This window comes from Weissella sp. DD23, from assembly GCF_001579105.1.
In the GTDB taxonomy this organism is placed as follows: domain Bacteria; phylum Bacillota; class Bacilli; order Lactobacillales; family Lactobacillaceae; genus Weissella; species Weissella cibaria.
The window spans coordinates 145,452-150,129 of record NZ_KQ970394.1; the positions used below are offsets into that span (position 1 = coordinate 145,452).

General features: G+C 46.0%; 5 protein-coding genes. All 5 read left to right on the forward strand.

Features of this window, described 5'->3' with window-relative positions; genetic code table 11:
* The first annotated feature begins 75 nt into the window (after window positions 1–75).
* Window positions 76–777: an amino acid ABC transporter ATP-binding protein gene (locus WEIDD23_RS08120; protein ID WP_010370169.1), complete on the forward strand. Its 702-nt coding sequence runs from the start codon at window positions 76–78 to the stop codon at window positions 775–777.
* A gap of 136 nt (window positions 778–913) precedes the next feature.
* Window positions 914–1,534: a hypothetical protein gene (locus WEIDD23_RS08125; protein ID WP_029237424.1), complete on the forward strand. Its 621-nt coding sequence runs from the start codon at window positions 914–916 to the stop codon at window positions 1,532–1,534.
* A gap of 114 nt (window positions 1,535–1,648) precedes the next feature.
* On the forward strand, window positions 1,649–2,701 hold the full coding sequence (locus WEIDD23_RS08130) for a mechanosensitive ion channel family protein (protein WP_010370165.1): 1,053 nt from the start codon (window positions 1,649–1,651) through the stop codon (window positions 2,699–2,701).
* A gap of 140 nt (window positions 2,702–2,841) precedes the next feature.
* Window positions 2,842–3,141, forward strand: a complete 300-nt coding sequence (locus WEIDD23_RS08135) for a hypothetical protein (protein WP_010370163.1) — start codon at window positions 2,842–2,844, stop codon at window positions 3,139–3,141.
* 277 nt (window positions 3,142–3,418) lie between these two features.
* Window positions 3,419–4,678, forward strand: a 1,260-nt coding sequence (locus WEIDD23_RS08140) for a cytosine permease (RefSeq protein ID WP_082778321.1), incomplete at its 3' end; no start/stop codon positions are given.

The window sequence follows — 4,678 nt, forward strand, 5'->3', positions numbered from 1 at the left end:
TTGGTAGTGGCGTATTCGGCTTTGCAAAATAAGTTAGAACGCTATTATCGTCGGTACATGTAGGAGGGGAACATCATGACAATGGCAGTTAAGCAGTTGGTTGTGACGGTGCCAACGAATAAAAAGCATGTCACCAAGGAAGTGTTGCATGAGGTGTCGTTTGACATCCCCACCGCACAAGTCCTAACGATCCTCGGCCCATCTGGTGCAGGCAAGTCAACATTGATTCGCACGTTGAACGGCCTACAACCAGTTACGACTGGCAGTGTGCCAGATTTAGCTGGTCAAACAGCGATGGTGTTTCAACACTTTAACTTATTCGCAAATTTGACGGCGCTAGATAATGTTGCCTCGCCACTTTACCTGACTGGTCAGCAATCGAAAGCGGTCGCCCGCGAACGTGCAATGACGTTACTGGAAAAGTTTAATTTGGCTGGGGTTGCGACACAATATCCCAGTTCACTATCCGGTGGTCAGAAACAACGCATTGGCATTTTACGAGCCTTGATTACGGAAGCGCCGGTGCTGTTGTTGGATGAGCCAACTTCAGCGTTGGATCCGGAATCGATTCGAGAAGTGACGGACATGATTACTGAGGTGGCCAAGTTGCCTAACCGGACAATTATCTTAGTGACGCACGATATTGCGTTTGCACGTGATATTTCGGATGATGTGCTATTACTGGCGGATGGACGGGTCCAAGCGTTTGAACGTGCCGATGATTTCTTCGCACCTGAACAACAAAATACAGCTATCACAGCATTCCTAACACGTTAGGGTGCTGAAAAGTAAGGACGCAAACCGACTTGGGCTTGCGTCCTTTTTTAAATTTCTTATGAGGAATCCGCTGAAAGCTGGGCAGAGGCACTAAGCTCCCATATACTATTAATCAGTATGTTTAGGAGCTATTGTGATGAGAAAAGAAAAAGTGTGGGTATACGGCTTAATTATCATCCTTGTGTTGGAATACATTTGGGCGGTGGTTAACCACTTGTTCGGCTTTGGCGTGAATGTATTCTGGGGCTTGTTGTTGATTGGCCTGATTAACATTCTAGCGGATGAGTTATTACCTAAGTTAAGAACCGTTTATATCGCAGTAAACGGCGTCTTCTTGGCGTTGGTTGTGATTGGATCATTAGTGAGTTGGCAAGTGGAGCGCCATGAAAATCGGATTTCATTGGTCACACAAAGTGATTATCGCAACAACTTAAAGCGGACAACGGCAATCGCTGAAAATGAGTTGGACGCCGTTGTTAACGACCGTTCAAGTGGTGATTATTACATTTATATTGGTACGGCGGCATCCCCAGATAGTCGCAAGTTATCGCCAGTGATTAAGCAACTCGCGAAAAATCATGAAGTCTACTATTTCGATACAGGGGCGTACACGCTGAAGAAATCATTCCGAGACAGTCTTGAGGTGACAAACTTGCCATACGTGACGTATGTGCATAATGGTCAACGGACGACGGGCTTGAATGGTGGTAAGACGACGTTGCATGAGCTGCAACAGTTAGCTAAGAACCAGAAGTAAAAACTTGATAAAGACCTGGAACGCACAGTCAATCGACCGTGCGTTCTTTGTTATACTTGAAAACTGTAATTATTTGAGATTAGTAAAATAGCATTTTAAACAGAGGAGAGAAACATGAAGTTGTTTGAACGCTGGTTAGCGCACAGCTTTGATTGGCAATCATTGGGCTTGGCCTTACTGATCGTCATTGTGTCATTTTTATTGATTCGTGGTGTCGTCCGGGGCATTTTTCATTTTATTGAGAAGCGGATTCCGAAGCGCTTTGAGGCGTGGATTGACGTCTTGATGGCGTTTGAAAATCCAGCGCGCGTCGTCGTGCTGTTTTCAGGGTTACTGTTGGCTTTGCACACGGCCCATGCACCACATTTGCTGATTACATTTGCGACGCAAGTTTATCGCTCGATTCTAATTTTTAGTATCGGTTATGGGTTGTACACGTTGATGGGTTCATTGACAACGTTATTGGCGCACCTAGGCGAACGCGTGCACATGGAGATTGATTCGATTGTGATGCCATTCTTGACCCGTATTCTGCAATTTGTCGTCATGGCCTTAACGGTGACGATGATTTTGTCTGACTGGGGCATTAATGTGAATGGGGTGTTCGCTGGACTGGGGTTGGTTGGATTGGCTGTTTCGATGGCCGCCCAAGATCCAATCAAGAACTTGTTAGGTGGAATTATCATCATTACTGAAAAGCCTTTCCAAATCGGTGACTGGATTGCGTCACCGTCGGTTGAGGGAATCGCGGAAGATATTACATTCCGATCAACGCTCGTGCGGACATTTGATGGCGCTTTGGTGATTGTGCCGAATGCGACGCTATCGAATGAACCAATTACGAATTGGTCACGGATGGAGACCCGCAAGTTAACGTTGACGTTCTACTTAGACATTGCCACTAAGACGAAGGATATGATGGCGGCGATGGCTGATGTGGAAGCAATGCTGGCTGCTGACGACCGATTTGCGGCTGATACGCAAAAGGCGTACATCAATTCCGTGACGACACGGGGACATGAGTTTATGGCTGTCGCACAGTTCAAGATGCTGCCAGACGCTGACTGGGCCGGGACGCGAGCTGATATTAATATGAAAATTATTCGTATTTTGGCAGCCCATGATATTCAGTTATCAGCCGGCATTGAAGCGCCAATGGAAAATTAATCAAAACGGTAAGCCTGCGGGTTTACCGTTTTTTGTTAAACGCTAACCTTTTTTAAGTTATTTGGCTTTTTAGCGTGCGCAGACGTGTGAAGCCCGTTACAATAGATGTAACAATATTGAAATGAAAAGGGGAACTTGAGATGGCATCTGCATTATTAGCGATTGTCGTTGGCTTGGCTGCCGTCGCAAACTATACATTGTTTTCGGTCGTGCCAACCGGACTACCACAAGTCCTAAGTGTGATTGGTCAAGGCGTCTTATCGGTATTCGCCATTATCGTGTTTGTCACTTTCCAAGGGCGCAAAACATGGCGTGATTACGATGGCGTAAACGGTTGGACGGTCCCACGTGGGATTACTTGGGTCGCGCTGATCGGTACGCTGGGGTCATTCGTAGTGATGTTACTTGCGGTACTTGGTATCATTACAGGTCATATTTAACAAAAATTAGTTAACGTCGCGTTACCGTACTAGTAGCGCGACGTTAAACGTTTTACAAGGTTTTTACTATCCCTTTAAACGGTTGACGCTGTTAACCAAGGTCGGTATAGTAGACCAAGTTGAAAATTATAAATAGTTCTTTTAACCGTCAGTCAGAGAACTGGCCAAAGAGCGCGTCACCTAGGATAACTGTAGACTATTAGTGGGCCGCTCTGTACATTTTTGTAACGGAGTGGCCCTTTTTGTTTACCTTATACCTGGGTGCAAGGAGGGGAATATGGAAAAGCAGTTTGGTCAAGTTGAAGCGATTTCAACTGACAAGCGCACAATGTCAAACTGGGATATGTTTGCAACTTGGGTTGGTGCCAATGCCAACAACGGGACGTGGTACATCGGTGGTGTGATTGCCGCAGCGGGGATGTACACTGCGTCGACGACTTTGATTATTTCGGGATTGGTGTCATATGCCTTATTAGCACTTGCTTCGTTTATGGGCTTTAAAACGGGGTTGCCAATGATGGCCTTGACGCGTGCATCATTCGGTTTGCGTGGGTCATTCTTACCATCAATTATTAACATCGTGCAATTTATTGGATGGGCTGCCGCAAATACGTTTATCGCTGCGATTTCAATTTCGGTAATCTTCAAGGATTTGTTTGGCTGGCAAGCCTATACTGCAGGCGGCAAAGCTGGTTTGGTCATCGGGATTATCATCATGTCATTGTTGCACTTGGCATCAATTTCATTGGGTGAGCGTTCGGTCCGGATGATTGAACGTATTGGGATTATCTTGGTCGCAATTTTCGTGATTTGGGAATCAATTGTGGTCTTCCAACACGTGTCATTAGCGGATATCTTTGCCTGGACGCCACCAGCAAAGGTGCGTATCTCATCAGGGGCTGCAATCGATATCTTGGCCGCCTTTAACCTGGCCTGGGTAACGGCATCATCTGACTTCTCACGTTTCACGAAGCGTAAGTCAGGGGCAACGGGTTGGTCATTCTTGGGTGCTAACATTGGGCTATTCTGGTTTGCCTTCATTGGTTTGACGGCAACGATCGCAACGGCCTTGATGAACAACGCGTTTGATCCAAACGACTCAGATCCATCAACGATTGCGTCAAAGCTAGGCTTGGGGATTATCGCCTTGTTAGTTATTGTGATTACGTCAACAACGGCTAACGCGGTTAACTTGATGGCGGCTGGGTCAGCGTTGACCAATATGTGGCACAAGTTGAAGTTGACACCTGCTTTGTGGATTGTCACGATTGGTGCAACGTTGGTGTCATTCATTCCATTGTGGTTTGCCACTTTCTTGGATGCCTTCATTTTGTTCTTGGATTACATTGGTATGTTCTTGGGTCCAGAAATCGCAGTCTTCCTGGTGGATTTCTTCTTTATTCGTAAGGGACAATATGAGTTGTCAGAATTCACGAAGGTTGACGGTAAGTACTGGTACAATGGTGGCTTGAACTGGTTGGCTATCGGTGCTTGGTTGATTGGTATTGCCTTGTACTTCGGTTTGAAGTCAGTTGAT